The organism is Modicisalibacter xianhensis, from assembly GCF_900113605.1.
Classification (GTDB): domain Bacteria; phylum Pseudomonadota; class Gammaproteobacteria; order Pseudomonadales; family Halomonadaceae; genus Modicisalibacter; species Modicisalibacter xianhensis.
Genome location: NZ_FOPY01000003.1, coordinates 308,186 through 331,811, shown reverse-complemented (window position 1 = coordinate 331,811; position 23,626 = coordinate 308,186). Strand labels below are relative to the sequence as shown.

The window sequence follows — 23,626 nt, the reverse complement described above, 5'->3', positions numbered from 1 at the left end:
ATGCTTCTGGAGGGCTTATGGACCTGAACATCGATGCAATCAACGAGCAATACGGTAATGATCCCGAAGCACTGACGCGCTGGGCATTGAGCCTCGGCAAGCGAGCCATATGCACGACGAACTTCCGCCCCTTCGAGGCGGTCATCCTGCACATGGTCACGCAAGTTCAACCTGACATTCCCATCGTCTGGATGGATTCCGGTTACAACACCGAGGCGACCTATCGCTTTGCCGACGACGTAGCCAAGCGGCTCTCGCTGAACCTGAGCATTTATCACCCCAGACGTTCTCGCGCTCATCGTGAAGCGCTGGAGGGGGCGGCACCAAGTATCGATGATCCACGTCATACCGCTTTCACTGAGGAAGTGAAGCTCGAACCTTTCGAGCGTGCGCTGCGCGAAATGGCGCCTGACGTGTGGTTTACTGCGGTTCGAGCCGAAGATACCGCGCAGCGCGCTCAGATGCAGCCGGTCTCCGTCAATGCCAATGGGCTGATCAAGGTCGCTCCGGTACTGTTCTGGACCGCCAAGGATATGTATCAGTATCTGCAGAAGCACGACCTGCCCAACAACTTCGATTACTTCGACCCCACCAAGGTGGAAGAGAAACGTGAGTGTGGCTTGCATCTGCAGCACTGAGCGACGCTGGTCGTAGACGCCAAAAGCCCTGCCAACATGGCAGGGCTTTTTGGTGATGCCTCTAGCGCAACGGAAGATCGATATTGGCGAAGAACGCTTGCTCATGCCGGGGGCCTGCGGCCAACGCCTGATCGACGATGTCCCGGGTCAGGTGAGGGGCAAAACGCGCGACGAAGTCGTACATGTAACTGCGCATGAAGGTGCCTCGCCGAATCCCGATCTTGGTAGTCGAACTCGCAAACAGGTGGCTCGCATCCAGAGGCACCAGATCCTGGTCCGCCTGGGGATCTATAGCCATACGCGCCACGATACCGACGCCCATCCCCAGCCGCACATAAGTCTTGATGACATCGGCATCTGCCGCCGTCAACACCACATTGGGGGTCAAGTGCTTGCTGCGGAAAGCATCATCCAATTGAGAGCGACCGGTAAAGCCGAACACATACGTCACCAGAGGATACTCGGCCAGCGCTTCCAACGTCAGCTCTTCAAGTTCAGCCAAGGGGTGCCCCTCGGGAACCAGTACACACCGGTTCCAACGATAACAAGGCAGCAGTACAAGGTCGTTAAACAGCTCAAGCGATTCGGTGCAAATGGCAAAATCCGCGGAACCCTCGCTGACCATCTGGGCAATCTGCTTCGGCGTGCCCTGCTGCATATGCAAAGCAACATCCGGGTACTTGCGAGTGAACTCCCCGATCAGCGGCGGCAACGCATATCTCGCTTGCGTATGTGTCGTCGCGATGGACAGGCTGCCTCGTCTTTCGTCACTATGCTCCTGGGCAACCTGCTTTATATTGTCGACGGTACGCAGCACTTCCCCTGCCAGATCAATGATCGATTGCCCAGCCGGTGTCACCCGTGTCAGATGCTTGCCACTCCGAGCGAAGATCTCGACGCCTAGCTCATCCTCAAGAAGTCGGATCTGCTTCGATATGCCTGGCTGGGACGTGAACAGGCTCTGCGCCGTAGCCGAGACATTCAGATTGTGCCGGGTAACCTCCCAGATATAACGTAGCTGCTGTAGCTTCATACCAGCTGACTCCGCACCAGGACGTAAAGCCGAACGGCTGCGCCCTTAATCCTTAAAAGAATAAAATTCTAGCAAATGATTACTGAATAGAATATAAAAGCATCATAGTCGCCTCGCCTGTCGACGGCAAGAGGCGCCTCAGCAAGCGGTTGCGATACCCTTTGCCTATCGCACTTCTTGGTGGAGCCCATTTGCCAGCCAGGCACGCGAACGCTACCATCAGCCGACTACACTACTACGCTAGTGATAAGCGCAAGCAATTGGAGATTTGCCATGGCCAACAATGTCGACGTGACTACTGCCAATTTCGAGCAGGAAGTGCTCAAGGCCGAGAAGCCTGTCCTGCTCAAGTTCTGGGCACCTTGGTGTGGTCCCTGCAAGATGATGGCGCCAGTCGTCGAAGAGGTTGCCGACGAGAAAGCTGATAACCTGAAGGTCGTCAGCATCAATGTGGACGATGCCCCTGAGATCGCAGCTGAGCATGGCGTTCGCGGTGTACCCACTGTCATGCTGTTCAAGTTCGGCGCCAAGGTTGCTTCTCTGGTCGGTGCGCAGTCGAAGTCACAGCTCAACCAGTTCATCGATCAGAACGCCTGATCGCTGGCATGCTATACAAGCCTCATGCGAACGCCCTTATCTGGGGCGTTCGCTTTTTTGAGACAAGCAGAATGAGGCGTTGCCTGTACGTTTATCCACTCATTGCCTGCTTGCAAGGAAAGGGCTTGCCTTTTAGCACGTTATAAACCCAGCTTGTGACGTCCTACCAACAAGCTCAGCCACAGACAATTAGGCATTCGCGTGGCTACCGTAGAAAATCTTACTACTTTTTTTAATACCACAATTTCAAATCCCTCCCATTTTTTACGGTTTCATGTAAACCCCATGAAGATTTTTTGAAGTTTCCGCTTCGCCACCCTAGTCTGAAGTGAGCAGCTTCCAAATTATCCTTAAGGCATGAAAACATGATCAAGAACATAACAAAAAAGGCATTACGCAGGGTGGGTTACGAAGTCAGAAGGAAATATAGCTATCATGAACTCGTGAGTACTCCCTCTCGGGCGAGTTCGGGTATCATCATCGAATTCGTAGGCCCCTCGGGTATTGGAAAAACCACCTTCTTCGGAAAAGTCAAAGAAGACTATAGAAGCGATTGGCTCTTCAGGGACGACCTGAAGTGCACATATGAAATTGACAGCGCTTTCGCTTTACTTACCGTCAATGAAGGTAACGCCATCTCGAGGATCATGCACGCCACGTACCTGAGCCTATCGGGTGACGATTTCCCGATGCCACTACATGACAGGATCTACAGCTACCTTGTGCTGGAAATGAAAGCGGATATTCTTTTTCGAAAAACGCACTCAGGCAGAGGGTTACTTTCGGAAGACGGATTGATACACAACTTCTGCAGCGCCATACTGGAAGCAAGTAAAGATGCTTCGCCCGAGACGACATCAGAAATAAGCAAACTATTAAAAAATAGACACTTCATCAATTTCAAGGCGTGCGATAATTACATTATCGAAAACCTCAAGAAAAGAAAAGAGGAAAGCCCCGGCGCGGGAAATGATTGGATTGGCAACCTGGGGGTCCATAAGGCGCTGGAAATAACGAAAGCGTACCAAGAAGATAACGAAAGGATGATGCAGATAGCTCTTTCCCTTGGCTCAAAGGTACATGAGATCAATATTGAAGACGACTTTGAAAATAACAGGACTCTTTTCAGAGAGTTCATCAATAGCATCACCAGCGATGCACACAGGCAACCAGAAAGTGCACTTCGAGGCAAGCATTCTAAAACCACGGCGCAAAGCCGAAGCCCTTTCTTCTCTCTATCAGAGCATTGAAGAATAAAGGCGTGCTATCTTTGTAATAGCACGCCTCGATTATCATTGACGACAAGATGCCGTATGCAATCACTGTTTCCTGATATAAAAACGAGGCTTGGCCTGTCGCTGCTCAGCGCTACCACCTAGTAACTGCGCCAACCATAGCGTTTCAGGATGGCTGTTTAGCGCAATCTTCAACGTCATGGTAAGTGGCACCGCCAGCAGCATGCCGACGGGCCCCAGTATCCAGCCCCAGACGACCAACGACAAGAAAGCCACGAGCGTAGACAGTCCCAAGGTATGCCCCATGACTCTGGGTTCGATCAGATTGCCAATCGCGAAGTTGACAACGAGATAGGCAATGGCCAGCAGAAAGGCATCCCAAGGTCCACCCTCCGGCATAACGAGGGTCAATAGGACGGCTGGAATTGCTGCCAACGCAGAACCGATATTAGGAATGTAATTCAGGCAGAACGCCAACGTCCCCCAGAGCAAGGGGAAACCGACGCCAATCACAATGCAAGACAGGAAGATCAAGGCTCCCGTTGCCAGGCTTATCAGTGTCTTTATCGCCAGGTACCGTTTGAGATTCGCACTGAATTCATTGAAACGCATGAGACTGGGCACGGGATCTTCCAAGGCCAGCAACACCTTATCTCGAAAGTGCAGGGTTTCGAACAGCATGAAACCGACCAGTAGCGTGATCAGCAGACTTTGCGAAATCAAGGTACCCAGACTATCGAGTACGGCAGGCATGAACTGAGATAGCGTCGACATGTCGAGCCATTGAGTGATGCTATGTGGCTGAAGATAGCCTCCAAGCTCAGGAGCCCAGCTTATCAAGGCGTAGTACTGGGCCAACAGCTGCTCTTCGAGATTGGGCAGCGCTTCCATGAACGTTGCAATACTGCCGGCTAACAACGAACCCAGCAGGATCACCCATACCCCGAGTATCAACAAGGTGACGAGTACAGCCATTCGACGACCCAACCCCAGGCGCTGAAGCCACTGCACCGGTGCCGTGCAGATGACGGCAATGAACAGTGACAAGATTAGCGGCACCAGAATGTCGGCCCCCAGCTTCATGCCGGCAATGATGATGACTAGCGCGGCTAGTGCCAGCAGCAGATGAAAGGGAATAGCGCGCTTATCGGGATCGACATCGTGGTCCATGAAGGCCTTCCTGGCAATGGGTCAAGCTCTCATGATGACGGCATGCAGAGGCCAGGACAATCATCGCTCTGCGCAAGTCATAAAAAAGCGGGCCAAGAGGCCCGCTAAAAGGCAATGGTCAGAGTGCCTGACCGAGAGAGACGATGAGACCTTACATTTCGAATCCTAGACCAAACGCATCGACATCCATGGTCATCAACGATTCTGCCCCGGCACGCATGGCCTCGGCATGCGCACGCGTGCGCGGCAGGAGCCGTTGATAGTAAAAGCGCGCCGTTTCAAGCTTGGCTCGATAGTACTCTGTAGAATCACTCGCGCTCTCCATGGCGGTTAGGGCAGTGCGTGCGGCTCGCGCCCAGAGGTAAGCCAATGTCACATAACCTGCATAAAGCAGGTAATCGACACTGGCAGCCCCTACCTCTTCTCGATCACTCATGGCTTTCATGCCGACTGCCATGGTGAGTTCGCCTAACTCAGCGTTGAGGCGCGCCAATGGCTCGATGAACTCTTTCAATGAGGCATTATCGGTTTCAGCCTGACAGAACTTGTGAATTTCCTTGGTAAAGAGCTTCAAGGTTTCACCCTGATCCATCAGCACCTTGCGGCCCAGCAGGTCGAGTGCCTGGATACCAGTCGTGCCTTCGTAAAGCCGTGTAATTCGGGCATCGCGTACGAACTGCTCCATCCCCCACTCCTGGATGAAGCCATGGCCACCGAAGATCTGCACGCCCTCGTTCGTCGCTTCGAAGCCCAACTCGGTGAGAAACGCCTTGACGATTGGCGTCAACAGGCCCAGCAGAGCCTCGGCTCGCTTCTTCTCAGCGTCGTCCTCCCTCAGTTCGACGACATCGACCAGCTGTGCTGCATACATCACCAACATGCGTCCGCCCTCGGACAACGCTTTCTGGGTCAGCAACATGCGGCGTACGTCAGGATGAACGATGATGGGATCGGCAGGCTTGTCTATCGCCTTGGGCCCGGAAAGGGCACGCATCTGAAGCCGATCGCGTGCATAGGCCAGTGAGTTCTGGAAACTCGCCTCCATCAACCCCAGGCCCTGAATGCCCACACCGATGCGCGCAACATTCATCATGGTGAACATGCAGGCCAGCCCCTTGTTGGGCTGCCCCACCAGGAAGCCTCGGGCATCATCGAAGTTCATGACGCAAGTAGAGTTACCATGAATGCCCATCTTGTGCTCAAGAGAACCGCACACGACCCCATTGCGCTCCCCCGGGTTACCTTGCGCATCAGGCAGGTACTTGGGCACTACAAACAGAGAAATACCACGCGAGCCTTCTGGGGCATCCGGCAGCTTGGCCAGCACTAGATGGATGATATTCTCGGCAAGGTCATGCTCTCCTGCCGAAATGAAGATTTTGGTGCCAGTAATGCGATAGGCACCCTCCTCCGTCGGTACGGCGCGGGTCTTGATCAATCCCAGGTCGCTACCGCAGTGAGGCTCGGTCAGACACATGGTACCCGTCCACACGCCCTCGACCAGCTTGCTGAGGTAGGTCGCTTTCAGGTCGTCGCTGCCATGGTGGCGTAGCGCATCGGCAGCACCATGCGACAATCCAGGATACATACCCCAGGCAAGATTGCTGGCGCAGATCATTTCCGACAGCGCCATGCCCAGCGATGGCGGCAGCCCCTGGCCACCATGCTCGGGCTCGGCAGCCAGGCTCGGCCAGCCCCCCTCGACATACTGGGCGTAGGCTTGCTTGAAGCCCTGAGGCGTCTTGACCTCTCCGCCTTCCAGAAGACACCCTTCGCAATCCCCCACCTGATTAAGCGGAAGCAGCACCTCACGCGCAAAACGCGCCCCCTCTTCGAGTATCGCCGTCACGATGTCGGGCGATGCATCGTCACCATTGCGCAGGCGTCCATAATGACCGGGGTAATCCAGCATTTCGTCCATCACGAAACGCAGGTCGCGCAAGGGGGCCTGATAATTCGGCATGTCACGTCTCCTGGCATTCGACATGGAAGGCAGCCTCACGCGCCTTCAAACATGCGTTTGAAACTAGGCCAAGCGACAGATCAAGTCAAGCGTTCGTTTTAATTCCTTACGATTACTGCATACGAATACCGGCATCGAGTCGGATCACACTTCCATTGAGCATGGGATTGGTAATGATGTGTTCAGCCAATCCGGCGAATTCGTCCACCTTGCCCAGCCGTTTGGGAAATGGCACCGAGGCGGACAGCGAGGCAACGGCATCGTCGGGAATGCCCTGCATCATCGGCGTCTCGAAGACACCAGGGGCGATGGTCATGACGCGGATACCATGACGCGACAGCTCCCGTGTCAATGGCAGTGTCATGCCTGCTACGCCGGCCTTGGAGGCACTATAGGCAGCCTGCCCCACCTGACCGTCAAAGGCAGCGATTGAAGCAGTATCGATGATTACACCACGCTCACCATCGTGCCCCACGGGTTCATTGCTGGCCATGGCAGCGGCTGCCAGCCGCAACACATTGAAGGTTCCCACGAGATTGATATGAACCGTTCGTGCGAACGCGTCCAGATCAGCCGGATTACCTTCGCGGTCGAGCAGTTTGGCGACACTCACGACGCCCGCGCAATGCACTACACCATGCAATCCGCCCATCGTTTTTGCCTTGTCTACTGCCGCTTGCATATCGTCTGCACTCGTCACGTCACCGCGACATGCTACGGCAGTTCTGCCCAAGCGCCTGGCTTGCACCTCGACACCCTCGCTGAGATCGGTCAGGACGACATTCGCACCCTTGGCTATCAGCCGTTCAGCAGTAGCCGCCCCCAGACCGGATGCAGCGCCAGTGACCAGAAAATTATGACCTGCTAACAGCATCGTTGATTCTCCCTCGTTTGGATGAGGACAAGGTCTCGACAGTTTTACGTTAACGTCAAGGTTAGATAGACGATCTGCGCGGCGATGACAACTGTCATCAATCAAAGGAGGCTGAGGGACTAACAGCCCACTTATTCATGAAGCCGACGGGTTGTGCGTGATCATGGTGACCAATTCCCGCGCCAGCGATTCCGGTGAGCGCGGCCCTTCCGGGTCATACCAGCGTACGGTCCAATTGAGTGCACCAAGTACGAAGCGACGAACCGACAGTGGATCGCCACGGATCAGCCCCGCGTCCAGCGCCTCGTCGATGACCTGTTTCCATAACGCCTCGTAGGCATCACGCAAGTGCACGAGGTGAGATCTCGATTCGTTATCGAGGCGGCGCCATTCGTAGAGCGCCACCACATGAGCGTTGCGATCGGTCAGCAGGGTTTCCAGATGCGCACGCACCATGGCATCGAGCCGCGCCCCGGGCGTTGCGCTGGCTTCATCCAGTGCAAGCCTCGCAAGGGCTAGCGCGTTATGCATGCCCTCTTCGATGACAGCACAGAGTATTTCCTGCTTGTCACGGAAGTGGTGGAACAGGCTGCCCGACTTGATGCCCATTTCCTGGGCCATCATGCGGACTGTCGTCCGGTCGAAACCCTCTACGACGAAAAGACGAGCAGCGATACGGATCAGCTCCTTGCGACGGCTGGAGGCGTTCACTAAAGTCATCGAATTAACACTAGCGCTTGCTTGGTTAGCATTGAGCAAACCATAGCCCCACGTCCCGGTCAATCGAGCCTGCGTCCTTGGCTTGGATAGGCCACGCGCGACCGATAACAATAGCGGAGAACGCCATGACCACTGCTTCCGACGTCGTCATACTGTCAGGGGCACGCACGCCCATGGGCGGAATGCTGGGTAGCCTTACCAGCCTTACTGCACCAGCATTGGGCGCAGTCGCCATCCGTAGTGCCATCGAGCGTGCCGGCATTGCTGCTGAGGCCATCAATGAGGGAATTCTAGGCTGCGTGCTTCCTGCCGGTGTAAAACAAGGGCCGGCCCGGCAGGCCATGCGTCAGGCCGGCATACCTGACGGCATCGGGGCCACTACGATCAACAAGCTATGCGGGTCGGGGATGAAGGCGACCATGCTCGCCCAAGATCTGATCCGGGCCGGTAGTGGCAACATCGTATTGGCCGGCGGCATGGAATCCATGTCCAACGCCCCTCACGTATTGACCAAGGCACGTAGCGGCTACCGCCTGGGACATGGCGAACTCAAGGACCACATGTTTCTCGATGGGCTGGAAGATGCCGAGACCGGACGCCTGATGGGCGCCTTTGCCCAACAGGTTGCCGACGAGCGCGGCTACACTCGGGATCGTATGGATGACTTTGCCATCGCGTCGCTGGAACGCGCCATGACCGCCCAGGAAAAGGGCTGGCTCGACGCGGAAATGGTTCCTGTCACTGTCAGCTCACGCGCTGGCGAAAGCGTAATTGACCGTGACGAGCAACCCTTTTCCGCCAGACTGGACAAGATTCGCACGCTGCGTCCGGCCTTTGCCAAGGAAGGCACGATCACAGCCGCCAATGCCAGCTCGATTTCCGATGGTGCCTCGGCCCTGATCCTGGCCAGTCGTGAAGCCGCCGAGACCCAGGGCGTCAGACCTTTGGCACGTATCCTCGGTCATGCCACACACTCCCGGCACCCCAGCGAATTCACCATCGCCCCGGTTGGCGCCATCGGGAAGCTGCTGACACGTCTTGGCTGGCATGTCGATGATGTCGACCTGTTCGAGATCAACGAAGCCTTTGCCGTCGTGACACTGATGGCCATGGACGACCATCGTATTCCACATGACAAGGTAAATGTCTTCGGCGGGGCTTGTGCCCAGGGGCATCCCATTGGTTCCACGGGATCGAGAATTATCGTTACCCTTCTCAACGCGCTTCGCCAGCGTGGCGGTAGGCGCGGCATTGCCAGCCTGTGCATCGGCGGCGGCGAGGCCACGGCAGTCGCCGTTGAATTGCTCGACTGACAGTGCGCCCTGTGCGCCAGCAGCACGCAAAGTTCAAGGCCGGCAAACTGCCGGCCTTGTCATACCTCGTCCTATCAACCGTAACGACCGGTGATATAGTCCTCGGCCTTCTTGGTATGCGGGTTGGAGAACATCATCCGGGTGTCGTTGTACTCGATCAATTCACCAAGATGGAAGAATGCCGTGTAATCGGCAACTCGTGCCGCCTGCTGCATATTGTGGGTGACCGTGACGATGGTGAATTGCTTTTTTAACTTGTCCATCAGGTCTTCGATGGTTGCCGTGGAGATCGGATCCAATGCCGAGGTCGGCTCGTCCATCAGAATCACGTCGGGTTTCACGGCAATGGCACGAGCGATGCACAGACGCTGCTGTTGACCACCCGACAGCGAGGTGCCAGGTTCCTGTAACTTGTCTTTGACCTCATTCCAGAGCCCTGCATCCCGCAATGCCCGCTCCACCAGTTCGTCCTGCTCCGCTTTACGGCTCACCAGGTCATGCATGCGCGGTGCGTAGGCAATGTTTTCATAGATGGACTTGGGAAACGGGTTGGGCTTTTGAAATACCATTCCGACCCGCCGCCGCAATGCGACCTCATCCATCTTCGCATCGTTGACATCACGCCCATCCATCTCGATGAGCCCTTGGATACGCACGCTCCGAATCAGATCGTTCATGCGGTTCAGGCAGCGCAGAAAGGTCGACTTTCCGCATCCCGAAGGCCCGATCAATGCCGTGACATTCTTCTGGTAGATGTCGATATTGATATTCTTGAGCGCTTGATTGTTGCCATACCACAGTTTGAGGTCACGGACGCGCACACTCAGTTCGTGATTGGCATCCTCGTTGCGATTGACCGGCTCCCCTGGCGTGCGCTCGTGCTTGTGCGTGGGGCGCGTCTCGATATCGGCGTTCTGTTGATTCATCAGTCTTGTCCCGTTAACGGTCGCCGGCTTACCAGCGACGCTCGAATTTCTTGCGCATCCAGACGGCACTGGCATTCAGCGAGATGAGCACGGCCAGCAGTACCAGGATGCCACCTGCCGTCTTTTCGATGAAGGCGCGTTCCGGCTCGCCGGCCCAGGTGAAGATCTGGGCCGGCATGACTGTCGCTGCGTTGGTGAATGAGGTCGATACATCCGGGATGAATGCCACCATGCCAATGATGATCAAGGGTGCGGTCTCCCCCATCGCTTGTGCCAGGCCAATGATCGAACCGGTCATGATTCCCGGCAGCGATAAAGGAAGCACATGATCGCGGACAACCTGCCAGCGGGAACAGCCGACTCCGAAGGCCGCTTGGCGAATGGTGTCCGGCACGCTGCGCAAGGCGGTACGCGTGGCGATGATGATGACCGGCAGCGTCATTAGCGCCAGGGTCAGGCCACCTACCAGCGGTGTGGAACGCGGCACGCCGAAGAAATTGATATAGATTGCCAGGCCCAGCAGCCCGAACAGGATCGAGGGCACGGCGGCCAGGTTGTTGATATTAATCTCGATGATTTGCGTCAGTCGATTGTCGGGAGCGAACTCCTCCAGATAGACCGCCGTCATTACGCCGATCGGAAAGGACACCAACATGGTCACGATCAATGTCAACACGGTGCCGACCGCTGCCGAAGCGATACCGGCCAGCTCGGGCATCTTGGAGTCACCCGAGGTAAAGAAGCGGGTGTTGAACCTGAGCTCCGCCCGACCTGCCTCCTCCAGCCTGTCGACGGTACGCTTCTGGCTATCGCTCAAGCGCGTATAGTGGCCCTTGAGATATTGGTCCACCTCGGCATCGGCAAGTACCCACTCCATGCGCGTGGTTCCCATCAGCTCGGGATTATCGCGCATGCGCCCGGGGATCAGTCGAAGGTAGCCGCGACTGACGAGATTACGCACCTCATCGTTGACCGCCGCCGGCGGGATCTGCATCGATTGCTCGGTGTAACTGACCTCTACCTGGACCTGCGCCTGCTGAAAGGCCGGCAGGCCCTTGACCAGCATGTCGCCGATAAACACGACCAGAAATGCCGCTGCCAGGATCAGGGCCCCCATCGACATCCACTTCAAGCGGGCCGATTTGCGATGTCGCCGCTTGAGTTGGGCAGTGATCTCGTCGAAGGATTGACTCATGCGTTTTGCCCCACTCGGTATCACAGGTTGTTGGAACGGTACTTTTCACGGAAGCGACGGATCATGATCACCGAGACCATATTCAAGGCCAGGGTCACCACGAACAGCACCAGGCCAAGCGCGAACGCCGACAGCGTCTCGGCACTTTCGAACTCCTGGTCACCGGTCAATGCCGCCACGATGCGCACCGTCACGGTGGTCATGTCTTCCAGCGGGTTCGCTGTCAGGTTGGGGCGCATGCCCGCAGCCATGACCACGATCATGGTCTCCCCCAAGGCACGCGATACAGCCAGCAAGGACGCCGAGATGATCCCGGGCAACGACGCCGGCAGCACCACGCTCTTGATGGTTTCCGCCTTGGTCATTCCCAGCGCCAGCGAACCTTGGCGCATGCTGTCGGGCACGGCCGTGATGACGTCGTCGGACAGCGACGAAATGAACGGGATGATCATGATGCCCATGACCAGACCGGGGGCCAAGGCATTGCTATAGGAGGCTTCCAGTCCCAGCCACCCGGCGATATCGACCACGATGGGCGCGACGGTGATCGCCGCAAAGAAGCCGTAGACGACGGTAGGAATGCCGGCCAGTACCTCCAGCACCGGCTTGGCCAGGGTACGTATGCGATCCGGTGCGAACTCGGCCATATAGATGGCTGCAAATAGCCCCACCGGTATGGCTACCAACATGGCGATCAAAGTAATGAGAAACGTGCCGGCAAACAGCGGAATCGAACCGAACTGGGCAGCACTCCCGGCCTCGTCCGCGCGGCCCGCAGCCGCCAGGAAGCTGGCGCCCGGGTCCCAGGTCGTACCGGTGATGAAGTCCCAGAAGCTCTGGATCTGGAAAAAGCGGATCGCCTCGAAGACGATCGAGATCAAGATACCCAGTGTCGTCAGGATCGACACCATGGCAGCGGTCGCCAGGATGACCTGGATCACCTTCTCGATGGCCTGGCGCGCATGGAAGTCGGGACGCACCTGCCGCATTCCGAACAGCAGTCCGACGGCAGCAATGACAAGACTGCCAGAAAGAAGATATGGCGTCGGGATTTCCGCCCCGACCAGCAACATGACAAAGGCCCCTACCACCCCGACAAGCACGGCCGGGCCCGCCGTGGTGAGCACCGAAAACCAGGCATACTGGTCAGGCTGGGCATACATTGCAGTTCCGCTGGCGCGCGTACGCGTCGCCTTGGCGCGGGCCATGAAGAAAGCGGCCAACCCCAGGGCGAGCAGCACCCCACAGAACAGCAGGAAAATCTGGTTGGTCTGCATCTGCACTCTCTTTACGTGAGGCGGCCGGAGAACGAAGCCATCACGACCACCAGCACCTAGCTACAGGTTCAGGCCGGCAGCTTGCGCTACCGGCCCTGTCGTCACGAACGCACGATCACTTCAGATCGGACAACTCAAGCTTGGCATGGCTCTCGACTTCCTGACGCGCCTCGGCACGTGCTTCTTCCGGCAGCGGAATCAGGCCGATGCCCTTGAGGTAGCCCATCGGGCCAATCATCTGCTCGCTCATGAACAGGTTGGCATAGTCGTACATCGGCGGCACTTCCTCGGCGTGCTGGTTCTTGATGTAGAAGAACAGCGAGCGCGAGACCGGATACTCGCCGGAACTGATCGCTTCGGGCTCCGGCTCGACGCCATCGATGGAGGCACCATCGAGGGTGTCGGCGTTTTCTTCCAGGAAGGAGTAGCCGAAGATACCAAAGGCATCGGTGTTTTCAGCCAGGCGCTGAACGATCAGGTTGTCGTTTTCGCCAGCATCGATATAGGCACCGTCAGCGCGGATATCGGTGTAGGCTTCGCCGCCATAGGCTTCCATGTCTTCGGATGCGGCCTCCATGACCAGCTCTTCGAAGGCATCGCGGGTACCTGACGTGGTGGGCGGACCATAGACGATGATTTCGCGATCCGGCAGCGAGGCGTCGATATCGCTCCAGTTCTTGTAGGGGTTGTCGATCAGCTGTCCATCCTGAGGCACCTTGGCTGCAAGCGCCTTGAAGATCTGATCGCGAGTCAGGTTGAGGTGTTCATTGTCATTGGACTGGGCAAAGGCGATACCGTCGTAACCGATCTTGGCTTCGGTGATATCGGTCACGCCGTTCTCGTTGCAACGCTCGAACTCGGAGGTCTTCATGCGGCGCGAGGCGTTGGTGATATCCGGCGTCCCCTCACCGACACCGTTACAGAACAAGCGCAGACCGCCACCCGAACCCGTCGACTCGATGACCGGGGTCGGATACTGCGTGGTGGCACCAAATTCCTCGGCGACGTAGCTGGCGAACGGATAGACCGTACTGGAACCGACGATGCGGACCTGCTCACGCGCTTGTGCGACCCCGATGACGCCCATCACGGCGGCAGCGACAGCGGTAGTCTTGAGGATGCGATTCATGCGGGTAACTCCTGTCGATGAGAGTGATCAACCTTCGCGAGACACAAGATGCCCAATGAAGATGACAGCTTTATGACAGCCGCTATGAATGCCCAGTCAGAAGAGTAGCCCCAAGGCCGCGATAGTGCTCAATATCAAGGAAGAACGCTGCAGGGTTTGTCGATCGAGTCGATGGGCGATACGTGAGGCCAGCACGTTGCCCAGCACAACGGCAGGCAGGAAAGTGGCCGCCAACCCGAGATGCCACAACTGCACCTTGCCGGCTACCAGCAGGGCCAGCAGCGTCATCGTGGCACTGGCGATGAAGAATGCCGATAGGTTGGCACGCGCCGAATCCGCAGGCAGGCGATGCATGAGCAGTGCGATGGGCGGCCCCCCGATGGCCGACACGGTCCCGAAAATGCCCGAGACGACGCCAGCAATGAACAGGCTAAGCCGATTCAGAGGCAGGCTGATCTTGCAAAGACTGACTGCCACCGACGACAGCACGATCAGTGCTATGAGCTTCTCGAGCACGACCAGCGGTGCCACCAGCAGCAGCCAGACCCCCAGCAGGGTACCAGGGACCCGACCCACCAGCGCCATGCCCACGGCATCCACACGGATTTCCCTGCGATAGGCGCCGACCATCATCAGCGCCACCAGCAGGCCGAACATGACAAGAACGGCCGGCACCAGACGAGGCTCCAGCATCAGGATCAGTGGCGTGCCAATGACCGCCAGACCAAAGCCGGTTGCACGCTGCACGAAGGCGCCGAGGAACAAGCTGGTTGCACACCCGAACCAGACCCCGAGCGAGACATCCAGCCATTCAGCCACGCAATGCGGCTCCCGAGAGTGCTCGAACCCCCAGGTTGCCAAGGATGGCTGCACCCAGCATGGTCAGGACCACCGGCCAGGCACTGGGGACCTCGAAGGCGCCCACCAGCACCCCGGCCAAGGCCCCGCTGGAAAACTGGATGCTGCCCATCAGCGCCGTGGCCGTTGCACTCATGCCGGGAAAATGATCCAGCATCGATGACATGGCGTTGGGACTGATCAGCCCTTGCATGCCAACGAAAAGCGTCATCAACGGGACGACGGTAAACAAGGAGTCAATTCCTGCCGCAAACACCAGCACCAGCGCAACCCCTGTGGCTAACTGGATTCCCAGGCCCCATAGCAGGTTCTGCTGGGGCGCACGTCGTTTGAGCAGGCGGATATTGAGCCGGTTGGACGCTGCCATGACGATGATATTGGCACCGAAGATGAACGGGTAGACCGCTGGCGATACCCCAAAATATTCCATGTAGAGGAAGGGCGAGCCGGTGATGAAGGCGAACATGCCGGCGAATGACATTGCGACGGCACTGATGTAACCCAGCGCTTCGCGGTGACGAAGCACCGCCAGGTAATTGGCGAGTATCTGACGCACCCCGGCGACCTGGGCATCGTCACTGCGGGTTTCGGGAAGGTAACGATTGAGCAACCACAGCACGAACACGGCATATACACTGAGAAAGGCGAAGATCAGCCACCAGTCAGCCAGATACAGCAGTGCACTACCCAAGGCCGGGGCTACCAGGGGCGCCAGCAGCATGATCATGACCATGGTCGAAAACACTTTGGCCGCTTCGCGTCCACTGAAGCAGTCACGCACGATAGCCGAGGAATTGACGACGGATGCCCCACCACCCAGCGCCTGGATGAACCGCAAGGCCCAGAGCATTTCCAGCGATTCGACTTGAGTGATGGCGAGACTGGCTGCCAAAAAGGTCAGAATGCCGCCAAAAAGCACCGGCCGCCGCCCTATCCGGTCGGACAGAGGCCCGAAGATCAATTGGCCCAGCGCAAACCCGAACAGAAACACACTTACGGACAGCTCGGTCAGGTGAACGCTGGCACCCACACTCTCGGCAAGTGCAGGTATGGCGGGAAGATAGGCATCGATGGCCAACGGTGCCAACGCCGTATTCGCCGCCACCAGTAACGCGATACGCCGGGAATCGAGCTGCTGCATACGCCTCCTTGCCAGTTCTTTCGACAGAACGTAAAAGCCATAAGGGGGCTAATCATAACAGCGAAGAAGCCATGGCGCGCGCCGCACGCCCGGTGTGCGGGAGGCACCTTATCGATACCGACTAGCGCTGCAGCTCGTGACTGACGAACCGTTCGCCGTGCGATATCCGCTGGATTGCCAGCGGAAGCTCGTCCGGTTCGCCCTTGAGAATGTAGCCACGGGCGCCGGCATTGAGCGCTTGCTCGACATAGTGTTTCTCACCATGGCCCGAAAGCATGGCGCAACATGAGCCGGGCTCTCGCTCGCGAAGTTGTCTGAGCAACTCGATACCACTCATCCCGGGCAGCGACATATCGATGAGAAACAGGTCGGGTAGCGGGTCGGGGAGCCGCTCCAGTGCCGCTTCTGCACTTTCCACGACCCCGACTACCTCGATACCCTCCTCGGTAGCGAGAAATTCGCTCAGCATGTCTCTCATCAGTGGATGATCCTCCACTACGAAAACCCGCACCATGCGCACTCCTTGCTATCGTCCTTCGTTCCCTGGCCATTTTGCGTCGGTATCGTTATCGGGCTGCATCGGGCACCAAGGCACTCGAATGTGCACTCGCATGCCATGCCCTTCAGCCGAATCGATCTTCAACGTGCCTCCGACCTGACGTAACCGCTCCTTGACGCTCGACAACCCGAATCCCGATTCCTGTAATGTGTCTTTCGTCTGCAGGGGCATGCCCAGCCCCTCGTCCTCGACATGAATGGCGAGATGCGTATCGCTCTGCTTCAGTTCGACAGTGGCACGATCGACACCCGCATGCTTCTTTACATTGAAGAGCAACTCGCGCACGATCTGAAACAGCAACACTCGCAGGTCTTCATCGATTGGAGGCATGGCGCGCTGCGCCAGCAATTCCACGTTGAGACCGTGCAGTTCGCGCATTTGCCGCTGCAACCATTCCAATGCATCGCCCAAGCCTTCCGTCTTGAGAATGGGGGGGCTCAGGTCCACGGTCAACTGACGTGTCGTAGCGATGGCCTGGTTGATAAGGCCACTGGTATCCGCGACCATGTCGGCAAGCGTTCGCTGTCGATCGAGAATCAAGCGGTTGCTGACCATGCGCAACTTCAACTGCAGCGCATACAGCAATTGCTGTAAATCATCGTGCAGAATCTGGGATACCCGACGGCGCTCTTCCTGCTCCGCCATCGTCAGGCTATAGGCCATGCGACGGACCTCTTCTTCGGCCCGCTTGCGCTCGTCGATATCGGTATTCGTCCCGAACCATCCCAAGGTGCGTCCCACACCATCGCACAGCGGAATGCCTCGTGCCATCGTCCAGCGCCAGTGACCGCTGCGTGCATGCCAAAGACGATATTCCGCTTCGAACGGTTTACCCGTGCCAATCGAACGCTGCCAAGCCTGCTCAGACGGTGTGACATCTTCCGGGTGCACCATGTCTCGCCAATGACCAGTCAGCCAATCCTCCACGCTCTGCCCGGTAAAGGCGCGCCAGGACGGTGAGTCCTCGCTGGCACAACCCTGTGCATCAGTACTCCAGATTATCTGAGCAGAGGTGGTAACCAGCAATCGAAAGCGTTCTTCGCTGTCGGCGAGCGACTGGGTGCGCTCGGCGACCAGATCCTCGAGCCGATCCATGGTCATGCGCTGGTCGTGGATGTCATTGGCTGACCCTAACCAGTGCAATATCTCACCGTCATCGTTGCAGATCGGTACCGCCTCGACCAGAAACCAGCCATAGGAGCCATCCGCACGACGCATGCGATGTTCATTGCGAAAGCGCACGCCCGTTTCCACGGCCCGGCGATACTTATACAGCACAGTGCTGCGCTCATGAGGATGGATGGCATCCGCCCAACCGTAGCCAATCGCCTCCTGGGAGGATTGCCCGGTGTATTCCATCCAGCGGCGATTGACCCAGACCCGCTTCCCCTCGGGATCGGCCTGCCAGAGCATGTCCGGAACCAGATCGGCAATCGCATGGAAACGGGCCTCGCTCTCGTAACGTGCCTGCTCGGCGCGCTTGTGTGCCGTGATATCGATCACGAACTCCACACACTCGTTCTGGCTGAGCTGCGCGCCGGCAAACAGTCCCCACCATCGCGAGCCATCCGGGCGTAACAGCTCCTTTTCATACGGGGTAAAGCGGCCATTGGCCTTGAGCTCATCGAAAGCCCGCCAGGTGCTGGGCATCCACTCCGACAAGGTGACCCTCTCCGAATTGAGTTCACCCCGTTGCAGCGCGTCACGTGTCAATCCGGTCATGCGCAAAAAGGTGTCGTTAGCCTCGAGAAAGGTGCTTTGCATGTCGAAAAAGAGCACCCCGACCGTCTCGATTTCCAAGGCGTGAGCGATGCGCCGCTCGCTTTCACGATAGCGGGCCTCACTTTCGCGAAGCGCGTCTTCTGCCTGCCTGCGCTTTACGGTCTCGGTCGTTTCGAGCACCGTGACGAGTATACCGTCGATACGGCCGTCGCCATCGGCGACAGGGCTGAAGGTCAGTGTGAAGTAAGCCTCTTCCGGGCTGTCGTTTCTTTCAATGACCAGACGCTGGTTCTCGAAGGTAAATGACTCCCCGCGTTCGAGCACCCCTGCGTAGATTGGCGCATTGAATTCCCAGACTTCAGGCCAGCATATCCGGTTGGGCTGCCCGAGCCCTTGCGGATGCTTATTACCCATGACCTTGCGGTAGCTATCGTTGTAGATCTGAACGAGTTGCGAACTCCAAAGCAGAATCATGGGCGCGGGCGATGCGACAACAAGCCCGGCAACGGTACACAGAGTCGGTGACCAGCTATCCACTGGGCCCAGGGGAGTCTGCGACCAATCTTTTTCACGGCACAGGCGGGCGAGCTCCCCCTCGTCTCGAAAGAGCCTGGCAGTCAGATCCTGGCGGTGGGCGTGATCGGTTGGCGACACAGCTTGCTTACCTATCTTTTCTCTTGCCAGCCATCTCAGTAACGGTAGCTCGGTGCCCCCGTTCACATGGCCCATTCACTGCATAGGCTCCGTGGATTTTCCTCAAAGTGCAATAAACCTTTGCTAGAAACCGAAAAAACAGTATCGGGCCAAGGCGACAGCTCTTGGCCGTCCATAAGAAACCACGCGGGGCATATAATGAAATTACTCGACAACATGACGGTGCGCTTTAGTTGGATGCTGGTGTTGGCAGCGTTCAGTTACCTGTTGATCGTCGTCGGTACCATGGGACTTTATTCGAATCATTTCAGCCGCCAAGCCTTTGGCACACTCAACCAGCTCAATGTCGCGCAAACTGCAGCGCTGAACCGGGCCTACATCGACATGCTACGTGCTCGTGTGGAAATGGATCGTGCCGCCGAGCTGATTCGTGCCCCCTCGTTCGACCGACCAGGACCGGTCATCGAGCAAGCAGGCATGCTGCTGAAAAGCGCCGATGCTGCATTCTAGCGCTTTCTGGCCGTTCCTGCCCAACCAGGCCAGCAGGAGGCCATCGCCATGCTGACCCAACGTTTCCAGTCACTGCTGAATACCGGACTTTCCCTGCAACTCATGGTGCTTGAAGACGAGGATTTCTCGGGATATCGCTCCGGACAGACCCGGGTCAGCGAGATGAGCCAGGCTTTCATCGATAGCGCCGACACTTTCTTCCAGACCTCCCAGCGCAGCGGAAACGCGCTGGTGACGCGCTTTCAAAGCTCGAGTGGTTGGATGGATCGTGCCATTGTCGTGGCTGTCGTTCTGGCTCTCATTCTGATAGGCACGGTGCTATGGGGTGTGACACGCAATGTCATTCGCCCCTTGCGACACATCGGAGAGCATTTCGAACGCATTGCACAAGGCGATCTATCAGCCATACCGGCACATCGCAGCCGCAATGAAATCGGCAAGCTCTACCAAGGGCTCGGAAAAATGCAGCAAAGCCTGGCCACTACGGTGGCAAGAGTGCGCAGCAGCGGCCAGGAAGTGCATGACGGTGCTCATCACATTGCCAATGGCAACGAGGATCTTTCGTCGCGTACCGAGCAGCAATCGGCCACCTTGGTCGAGACCGCAAGCAGCATGGATGAGCTGACCTCGACGGTATCCCAGAATGCCGACAATGCTCGACAGGCAAGCCGCTTGGCCGCCAGCGCCGCGCAAACTGCACACCAAGGTGGAGAAGTGATTGGTGACGTCATCGACACCATGCAGGCCATTGACCACAGTGCCCGCCAGGTCAATGACATCATTGGCGTTATCGATGAGATCGCTTTTCAAACCAATATTCTCGCTCTCAATGCCTCCGTCGAAGCGGCTCGTGCTGGCGAACAAGGGCGCGGGTTTGCCGTCGTTGCCGGGGAAGTCCGCGCCCTGGCCGGTCGCAGCGCCAATGCAGCCAGTCAGGTCAGGACGCTTCTTCAAGCGTCATCGGAGAAAATTGCCAACGGCACGGCTCTGGTGGATCAGGCCGGAAAGACCATGCAGGAGATCGTGACCGAGATTCAGCGCGTCAACGACATCATGGAAGAGATTGCCGCCGCCTCGTCCGAGCAGAGCCTCGGCATTGGCCAGGTCAACCAGGCCATTAGCCAGATGGAACGAGCCACCCAGCAGAACACCCAACTGGTGCTGGAGGCCGCCGATGCATCCCAGGCGCTGGAACGGGCCGCCGTGGCGCTTCGCGACAGTGTTGCCCACTTCCACTTGGCAGAAAACGGCGGCAACGGCGCCGAAACGTTGCAACCTACCCTGCCCGCTCCGGAAGCGAAGCGACTGCCTACCGCCGAAGAAGCGAGGAACGTGAGCCTGGAGCCGGCCTGAGCATGACCGCTAGGCGCACCGTGGCACGCTTGATAAAGTGAACGATCGTCTCGAACCAAGGAATTGCACGACATGGCAATGGACAAGCTGAGCCAACTCAAGTCGATGACCACGGTGGTCGCCGACACTGGCGACCTGGAAGCCATACGACGTTTCACACCCACCGATGCCACGACCAACCCCTCGCTGATCCTTCAGGCCGCTCAGCATGAGAGCCGTCGCGCAAGAATGGCCGAACTGGCTCGCGAGAGTACCGACATTGACGATGCCGTCGATGCCGTGGCCGTCGAGGTTGGATCCGAGATCAGCGAGCTGGTGCCAGGCTATGTCTCGACAGAGGTCAGTGCCCGGCTTTCTTTCGACACGCAAGCCACTCTGACCCGTGCCCATTCGCTGATTGAGCGCTACGAACGGCGTGGTATCTCCCGGGACCGCATCCTGATAAAAGTCGCCTCGACCTGGGAAGGTATTCGTGCCGCAGAGCAGCTCGAGCGTGAAGGCATCCATACCAACCTGACGCTATTGTTCAGCTTCGCCCAGGCACAGGCCTGTGCCGATGCAGGCGTGACGCTGATCTCGCCGTTCGTTGGACGCATCCTCGACTGGCACAAGGCCAAGGAGCCCAATGCCGACTTTTCAGGCCAGCATGATCCCGGGGTTCAGTCCGTCAAGCGCATCTATGAGCACTACAAGGGCCACGGTTACAAGACAGTGGTCATGGGCGCCAGCTTCCGCAACTGTGGTGAGATCGAAGCCCTGGCCGGCTGCGATCGACTGACCATCTCACCGCAACTGCTCGAGGAACTGGCCACGACTGAAGGCACGCTTGAACGTCAGCTCGTCTCGCTGGAAGCCGAGACCTCTCCCCCGGAGCCACTGGATGAAAGCGAGTTTCGCTGGGAAATGAATGAGGATGCCATGGCCACGGAGAAGCTGGCCGAAGGTATCCGAAAGTTCATGGCCGATCAGCGTAAGCTCGAGGCGTTGCTGGCCGAGTTACGCCGCTAGCCCTTTCATCTCGTGGCATACACGAAACGCCCGGCACGAGCCGGGCGTTTCGCCAAGGATGCCATGGTTGCGAATCAGTGCGTCGACTTGCTTTCCTGGGCCTCGAGAAGCTCCACCAGCGGCTGAAACTGTTCCCGATTGTGCTCGTTCATGCGCATCAGGATGCGATGAGCCTCGAGAATGCGCTGCTGCATCCCCGTCTCATCGGCTGGTACCTGAGGCAGTTCGGCCAATTCGTCAGGCTCGACGAGAGGCGCCTGCACCAAGGTGAAATAACGTGAGAACCCCATGACATCCAGCATTCGGCGCACGTCGGGATGATCGGCCACTATCGTGGGTGGATGAGTCAAGCGCCCCTGTACGGCCATGGCCACCTTGGCAAGAAATCCCAGTGCCGTAGAATCGACATTCGTAGCCTCGCGGAGATCGACGATGACCGATTTCAAACCAGGCATGTCGGCGAGGCGCTGTGCCTCGTTATCCAGTGTTGCGCAGAGAGTGAGACGAACGTCGCCGCACAACTTGAGCACGAATACACCGGCCTCGTAGGCCGCCTTGATCCGTCCCTCACCGGTCGTCATGGTCAAATCCGCTCAATAGCATGATGGTCAAATCATCCGGTAGTTCTTGACGCTCCGTGTCGCTGTCGTCAGCCGAGCGGTTCACGGCCAGGCTGGTTCGCAAGGTCGCTACATCCTGGCACCGCGAAACCCGCCGTTGCAGCTCAGCGAGCCGCTTATCCAGCGTATCACCAGGGAGGCATTCCAGTACCCCATCCGAACACAGCCAGAGCCGAAAGTTCTCCTGCAACGTAACATCATAGGCAGGATAGGTAACTTTTGGAAACAAACCTACCGGCATACCCTCGCCCTCGATGACGTGAAGGTCATCGCCGTTTTGCAGCAAAGGCATGGGCATTTGTGCACCCAGCGAATAGTGCATTCGACGGCACTCTCGATCGATGACACCGACGAACAGTGTGGCATGCTTTCCGATGCCGGTCTCCAGCAGTTCGTTGTTGAGCTGGGCCAGCCAGCGTGAAGCCAGTGTTTCGGGCGCGCTGCCGTCCCACTCGTTCAACCAGCGATTACTCAGGTATTTCAGCAAGACCGTGACAAAGGCCGACGAGGCGCCATGCCCGGATACATCGGCAAAGTAGAACACGCTGTAACGATCGTCGAAGCGCTGAAAGTCGAGAAAGTCACCCGACAAATACAATGACGGGGCCAACCAGTACTCACAGCCGACTCCATTGATCGTGAGTGGCTGCGGCGGTAATAGCCGGCGCTGTATCTGGCTACCGGCCTGCTGGTCGAGACGCAGCATGGCAAGATGCGTCTCGAGATTCTCGTTGAGTTCGGCCAGCCGTTCCCGGTCTCGAGCATGCGCTTCAGCCAGGCGATGATGCTCGAGGCTCCGCGAGATGAGCCGGCGCAGCACATCCCCATGCCTCAAGGGGTCGACCAGATAGTCCACCAATCCGGCATCTACCGCTCTCAGCAGGTCGGCATCGAGACGTGTATCGCTGACTACCACCGTAGGCAGGCGCCGGGTGAGGGTCGACCAGGCACTGGCGGGCACCGCACGTGCATGGGCCACGATCAAGCGCGTATCCACGGGCAACGCGTCGATATGCTCAGCGGCAGCGACTGCAAAACGCCCCTTGGCTATAGTTTCCGCCAAGGCGTTGCGTTCCTCGCCAGGCACATCAAGCAGGCCGATCAGGATGCGTGAACTGGCCATATTGGCAG

22 protein-coding genes are annotated in these 23,626 nt (G+C 57.7%); 7 read left to right on the top strand and 15 right to left on the bottom strand.

The window, feature by feature from the left end; all coding sequences use genetic code 11:
- Positions 1-17: 17 nt before the first annotated feature.
- Positions 18-638: a phosphoadenosine phosphosulfate reductase domain-containing protein gene (locus BM194_RS04940; RefSeq protein ID WP_092844286.1), complete on the top strand. Its 621-nt coding sequence runs from the start codon at positions 18-20 to the stop codon at positions 636-638.
- A gap of 61 nt (positions 639-699) precedes the next feature.
- Here the strand turns inward: BM194_RS04940 and cysB are convergent, their stop codons facing one another.
- On the bottom strand, positions 700-1,671 hold the full coding sequence (cysB, locus tag BM194_RS04935; protein WP_092844284.1) for an HTH-type transcriptional regulator CysB: 972 nt from the start codon (positions 1,669-1,671) through the stop codon (positions 700-702).
- A 273-nt stretch (positions 1,672-1,944) separates the two neighbouring features.
- Here cysB and trxA point away from each other — a divergent pair, with 273 nt between their 5' ends.
- A complete protein-coding gene (gene trxA / locus BM194_RS04930; RefSeq protein WP_092844282.1) occupies positions 1,945-2,268 on the top strand; it encodes a thioredoxin in 324 nt (107 codons plus the stop codon).
- Positions 2,269-2,633: 365 nt separating this feature from the next.
- Complete coding sequence (locus BM194_RS04925) at positions 2,634-3,518, top strand: hypothetical protein (RefSeq protein ID WP_092844280.1); 885 nt, start codon at positions 2,634-2,636, stop codon at positions 3,516-3,518.
- Between the two features lie 69 nt (positions 3,519-3,587).
- On the opposite strand, the gene BM194_RS04920 is transcribed toward BM194_RS04925, so the two are convergent.
- The 4 genes from BM194_RS04920 to BM194_RS04905 form a co-directional block, all read right to left on the bottom strand.
- Positions 3,588-4,673 carry an AI-2E family transporter gene (locus BM194_RS04920; RefSeq protein WP_092844278.1) on the bottom strand — a complete coding sequence of 362 codons (1,086 nt, stop codon included), beginning with the start codon at positions 4,671-4,673 and terminating at the stop codon, positions 3,588-3,590.
- Positions 4,674-4,824: 151 nt separating this feature from the next.
- Positions 4,825-6,636, bottom strand: coding sequence for an acyl-CoA dehydrogenase C-terminal domain-containing protein (locus BM194_RS04915; protein ID WP_092844276.1), 1,812 nt, complete (start codon positions 6,634-6,636; stop codon positions 4,825-4,827).
- A gap of 112 nt (positions 6,637-6,748) precedes the next feature.
- A complete protein-coding gene (locus tag BM194_RS04910; protein WP_092844274.1) occupies positions 6,749-7,510 on the bottom strand; it encodes an SDR family NAD(P)-dependent oxidoreductase in 762 nt (253 codons plus the stop codon).
- Positions 7,511-7,645: 135 nt separating this feature from the next.
- The gene (locus tag BM194_RS04905) at positions 7,646-8,230 is read right to left on the bottom strand and encodes a TetR/AcrR family transcriptional regulator (protein WP_092844272.1); all 585 of its coding nucleotides are present in this window, start codon (positions 8,228-8,230) and stop codon (positions 7,646-7,648) included.
- A 125-nt stretch (positions 8,231-8,355) separates the two neighbouring features.
- On the opposite strand from BM194_RS04905, the gene BM194_RS04900 reads away from it, so the two are divergent.
- On the top strand, positions 8,356-9,543 hold the full coding sequence (locus tag BM194_RS04900; protein ID WP_092844271.1) for an acetyl-CoA C-acyltransferase: 1,188 nt from the start codon (positions 8,356-8,358) through the stop codon (positions 9,541-9,543).
- 74 nt (positions 9,544-9,617) lie between these two features.
- Here the strand turns inward: BM194_RS04900 and pstB are convergent, their stop codons facing one another.
- The 8 genes from pstB to BM194_RS04860 all read right to left on the bottom strand — a co-directional run bounded on the left by pstB (position 9,618) and on the right by BM194_RS04860 (position 19,004).
- Positions 9,618-10,469, bottom strand: a complete 852-nt coding sequence (gene pstB / locus BM194_RS04895; RefSeq protein ID WP_244890876.1) for a phosphate ABC transporter ATP-binding protein PstB — start codon at positions 10,467-10,469, stop codon at positions 9,618-9,620.
- Positions 10,470-10,497: 28 nt separating this feature from the next.
- Positions 10,498-11,664: a phosphate ABC transporter permease PstA gene (gene pstA, locus BM194_RS04890; protein WP_092844269.1), complete on the bottom strand. Its 1,167-nt coding sequence runs from the start codon at positions 11,662-11,664 to the stop codon at positions 10,498-10,500.
- Positions 11,665-11,684: 20 nt separating this feature from the next.
- Positions 11,685-12,941, bottom strand: a complete 1,257-nt coding sequence (pstC, locus tag BM194_RS04885) for a phosphate ABC transporter permease subunit PstC (RefSeq protein WP_092844267.1) — start codon at positions 12,939-12,941, stop codon at positions 11,685-11,687.
- Between the two features lie 115 nt (positions 12,942-13,056).
- Entirely contained in the window at positions 13,057-14,070 is a 1,014-nt protein-coding gene (locus BM194_RS04880) for a PstS family phosphate ABC transporter substrate-binding protein (RefSeq protein ID WP_092844265.1), read from the bottom strand.
- Between the two features lie 96 nt (positions 14,071-14,166).
- Positions 14,167-14,889, bottom strand: a complete 723-nt coding sequence (locus tag BM194_RS04875) for a sulfite exporter TauE/SafE family protein (RefSeq protein WP_092844263.1) — start codon at positions 14,887-14,889, stop codon at positions 14,167-14,169.
- Entirely contained in the window at positions 14,882-16,069 is a 1,188-nt protein-coding gene (locus tag BM194_RS04870; protein ID WP_092844261.1) for a Bcr/CflA family multidrug efflux MFS transporter, read from the bottom strand. Before BM194_RS04870 ends, BM194_RS04875 begins: the two co-directional genes overlap by 8 nt.
- Positions 16,070-16,190: 121 nt before the next feature.
- Positions 16,191-16,583, bottom strand: a complete 393-nt coding sequence (locus BM194_RS04865) for a response regulator (protein WP_092844259.1) — start codon at positions 16,581-16,583, stop codon at positions 16,191-16,193.
- 12 nt (positions 16,584-16,595) lie between these two features.
- On the bottom strand, positions 16,596-19,004 hold the full coding sequence (locus tag BM194_RS04860) for a PAS domain-containing sensor histidine kinase (RefSeq protein WP_177223346.1): 2,409 nt from the start codon (positions 19,002-19,004) through the stop codon (positions 16,596-16,598).
- 198 nt (positions 19,005-19,202) lie between these two features.
- Between BM194_RS04860 and BM194_RS04855 the strand changes: the two genes are divergently transcribed.
- From BM194_RS04855 to tal, 3 genes are all read left to right on the top strand, one after another.
- Positions 19,203-19,514: a Tar ligand binding domain-containing protein gene (locus BM194_RS04855; protein WP_177223345.1), complete on the top strand. Its 312-nt coding sequence runs from the start codon at positions 19,203-19,205 to the stop codon at positions 19,512-19,514.
- A 48-nt stretch (positions 19,515-19,562) separates the two neighbouring features.
- Positions 19,563-20,867 (top strand): methyl-accepting chemotaxis protein, encoded by a 1,305-nt coding sequence (locus BM194_RS04850; protein WP_244890875.1) that lies wholly within the window; start codon positions 19,563-19,565, stop codon positions 20,865-20,867.
- A gap of 72 nt (positions 20,868-20,939) precedes the next feature.
- The gene (gene tal / locus BM194_RS04845) at positions 20,940-21,875 is read left to right on the top strand and encodes a transaldolase (protein ID WP_092844253.1); all 936 of its coding nucleotides are present in this window, start codon (positions 20,940-20,942) and stop codon (positions 21,873-21,875) included.
- A gap of 74 nt (positions 21,876-21,949) precedes the next feature.
- Here tal and BM194_RS04840 read toward each other — a convergent pair whose 3' ends face one another.
- Complete coding sequence (locus BM194_RS04840) at positions 21,950-22,456, bottom strand: STAS domain-containing protein (RefSeq protein WP_092844251.1); 507 nt, start codon at positions 22,454-22,456, stop codon at positions 21,950-21,952.
- On the bottom strand, positions 22,443-23,618 hold the full coding sequence (locus BM194_RS04835) for a PP2C family protein-serine/threonine phosphatase (RefSeq protein ID WP_092844249.1): 1,176 nt from the start codon (positions 23,616-23,618) through the stop codon (positions 22,443-22,445). Before BM194_RS04835 ends, BM194_RS04840 begins: the two co-directional genes overlap by 14 nt.
- Positions 23,619-23,626: the final 8 nt, after the last annotated feature.

Excerpts from the sequence above, each read along its gene's own strand:
- pstA (WP_092844269.1), bottom strand. The coding sequence starts at position 11,664 with ATGAGTCAATCCTTCGACGAGATCACTGCCCAACTCAAGCGGCGACAT.
- BM194_RS04920 (WP_092844278.1), bottom strand. The coding sequence starts at position 4,673 with ATGGACCACGATGTCGATCCCGATAAGCGCGCTATTCCCTTTCATCTG.
- BM194_RS04905 (WP_092844272.1), bottom strand. The coding sequence starts at position 8,230 with ATGACTTTAGTGAACGCCTCCAGCCGTCGCAAGGAGCTGATCCGTATC.
- BM194_RS04940 (WP_092844286.1), top strand. The coding sequence starts at position 18 with ATGGACCTGAACATCGATGCAATCAACGAGCAATACGGTAATGATCCC.
- BM194_RS04865 (WP_092844259.1), bottom strand. The coding sequence starts at position 16,583 with ATGGTGCGGGTTTTCGTAGTGGAGGATCATCCACTGATGAGAGACATG.
- cysB (WP_092844284.1), bottom strand. The coding sequence starts at position 1,671 with ATGAAGCTACAGCAGCTACGTTATATCTGGGAGGTTACCCGGCACAAT.
- BM194_RS04925 (WP_092844280.1), top strand. The coding sequence starts at position 2,634 with ATGATCAAGAACATAACAAAAAAGGCATTACGCAGGGTGGGTTACGAA.
- BM194_RS04870 (WP_092844261.1), bottom strand. The coding sequence starts at position 16,069 with ATGCAGCAGCTCGATTCCCGGCGTATCGCGTTACTGGTGGCGGCGAAT.
- BM194_RS04910 (WP_092844274.1), bottom strand. The coding sequence starts at position 7,510 with ATGCTGTTAGCAGGTCATAATTTTCTGGTCACTGGCGCTGCATCCGGT.
- BM194_RS04855 (WP_177223345.1), top strand. The coding sequence starts at position 19,203 with ATGAAATTACTCGACAACATGACGGTGCGCTTTAGTTGGATGCTGGTG.
- BM194_RS04915 (WP_092844276.1), bottom strand. The coding sequence starts at position 6,636 with ATGCCGAATTATCAGGCCCCCTTGCGCGACCTGCGTTTCGTGATGGAC.
- pstC (WP_092844267.1), bottom strand. The coding sequence starts at position 12,941 with ATGCAGACCAACCAGATTTTCCTGCTGTTCTGTGGGGTGCTGCTCGCC.
- BM194_RS04850 (WP_244890875.1), top strand. The coding sequence starts at position 19,563 with ATGCTGACCCAACGTTTCCAGTCACTGCTGAATACCGGACTTTCCCTG.
- BM194_RS04840 (WP_092844251.1), bottom strand. The coding sequence starts at position 22,456 with ATGACGACCGGTGAGGGACGGATCAAGGCGGCCTACGAGGCCGGTGTA.
- BM194_RS04835 (WP_092844249.1), bottom strand. The coding sequence starts at position 23,618 with ATGGCCAGTTCACGCATCCTGATCGGCCTGCTTGATGTGCCTGGCGAG.
- tal (WP_092844253.1), top strand. The coding sequence starts at position 20,940 with ATGGCAATGGACAAGCTGAGCCAACTCAAGTCGATGACCACGGTGGTC.
- BM194_RS04880 (WP_092844265.1), bottom strand. The coding sequence starts at position 14,070 with ATGAATCGCATCCTCAAGACTACCGCTGTCGCTGCCGCCGTGATGGGC.
- trxA (WP_092844282.1), top strand. The coding sequence starts at position 1,945 with ATGGCCAACAATGTCGACGTGACTACTGCCAATTTCGAGCAGGAAGTG.
- pstB (WP_244890876.1), bottom strand. The coding sequence starts at position 10,469 with ATGAATCAACAGAACGCCGATATCGAGACGCGCCCCACGCACAAGCAC.
- BM194_RS04900 (WP_092844271.1), top strand. The coding sequence starts at position 8,356 with ATGACCACTGCTTCCGACGTCGTCATACTGTCAGGGGCACGCACGCCC.